The 1,413-nt window shown below is 76.6% G+C and carries 3 protein-coding genes; all 3 read left to right on the plus strand.

What is annotated here, in order from left to right; genetic code table 11:
* The coding region (locus JZ5iCDA_RS19275) for a hypothetical protein (RefSeq protein ID WP_171905435.1) at positions 1 to 351 on the plus strand (351 nt) is incomplete at its 5' end.
* Between the two features lie 119 nt (positions 352 to 470).
* The gene (locus JZ5iCDA_RS19500) at positions 471 to 1,010 is read left to right on the plus strand and encodes a hypothetical protein (RefSeq protein WP_216093483.1); all 540 of its coding nucleotides are present in this window, start codon (positions 471 to 473) and stop codon (positions 1,008 to 1,010) included.
* A gap of 139 nt (positions 1,011 to 1,149) precedes the next feature.
* Positions 1,150 to 1,413, plus strand: a 264-nt coding sequence (locus tag JZ5iCDA_RS17490; protein ID WP_436967424.1) for a DUF7059 domain-containing protein, incomplete at its 3' end; no start/stop codon positions are given.

Consider the following 1,413-nt stretch of genomic DNA (forward strand, 5'->3'; position numbering starts at 1 on the left):
GCCGGCGCGGCGACCGACGCGGCGTGCGTCGCCGCGGCCCGTGCCTGGGGCGACGCGGCGGAGGCACAGCTCGACGTGTCGGTGGAGCACCCGGACGAGCTCGTGGCGGGCTTCACGACCGCGCGCGACACCCTCGCCGCGGCCGAGCCGCCCGCCGCGATCGCGCGCGACTGGGGCGTCGTCGCGACGTACACCGCGATGATCGCGGACGCCGTCGAGGCCGCCGGGCCGCACGACCAGGCCGAGCTCGCCCGGTCCCTGGACCGCGTCGGCCGGCGGATCGACACGGCCGCGCTCACGGGCGCGTCGCAGCGCGTGACGCAGTTCTTCCAGGCGGGCTGCCCCGCCTGACGGGCAGCCCGCGACGGGCCGGCCACCGAGGCGCGTATGGCGTTCCTCACATGGGTAGGACTCCCCGGGACGGGTGTTCGGGGAGGTCACGGGCGTGCTCGTCCGCCACGATGGTGCCCATGCGCATCCGCAACACGTTCTCGACCACCACGACCGCCCTCGCGACGAGCGCCCTCCTCGTCCTCGGACTCGCCGCGTGCGGCTCGGGCGACGACGAGGCCGCGCCCGCCGAGGAGACCACCAAGTCGGCCGAGGCGACCGAGGAGAGCCCTGCTGAGGAGGAGACCCCGGCGGAGGAGACCGAGGAGCCCCAGGCCGAGGGCGGCGACGCGGACATCTGCGCCGCGAGCGCCACGCTCGAGGAGATGAGCTCCGAGATGGGCAACATCGACCCGAACAACCCGCAGGCGGGCCTCGACACGCTCGAGCAGCTCACCTCGACGCTCGAGGGCGTGGAGCCCCCGGCCGAGATCGCGGGCGACTGGAGCACCATGGCGACGACGTTCCGCTCCGTGACGGACGGCTTGTCGAGCGCGCTCGCCGACCCGACCGCGCCCGACGCGATGACGAAGGTCTCGGACGCGATGTCGGCGATGACCGAGGAGTCGTTCCAGCAGGCCGGCCAGAACGTGACCGCGTACACGGCGACCAACTGCTGACACGCCCGCCGCGGAGGTCGCGGGTCGCCGAGGAGACCCTCGGTGACCCGCGACCTTCGTCGTTCCCCAGGGTGTGCCGCCGGTCGCCCCCGCGTCGCCGCACGCGCCGGGTGCGCGGCGATCCGCGAGGATGGGGCGCGTGCCGCCCTCGACCCGCATCCCGTCCGCCGCCCCGACGAGCACGCCGCCGCCCGGGACCGGGTGGGACGCCGTCCCGCTCGCGGCGGCTCTCGACGGCCTGCGCGACGACCTGACCGCCGCCGGCTTCACCGTGGACGGCGTGGAAGAGCGGCTCGGCCCCGTCGCCTCCGCGGCGCTCCACCGCGAGCAGGCCGTGCCCGCCCGCCGGGTCCTGCGCCGCGCCCGCCCGGGCGACGCGCCGTCGCCCGCCAGCGGGGGCGCG

The sequence above is a fragment of the Cellulosimicrobium cellulans genome (genome assembly GCF_001722485.1).
GTDB lineage: Bacteria > Actinomycetota > Actinomycetes > Actinomycetales > Cellulomonadaceae > Cellulosimicrobium > Cellulosimicrobium cellulans_A.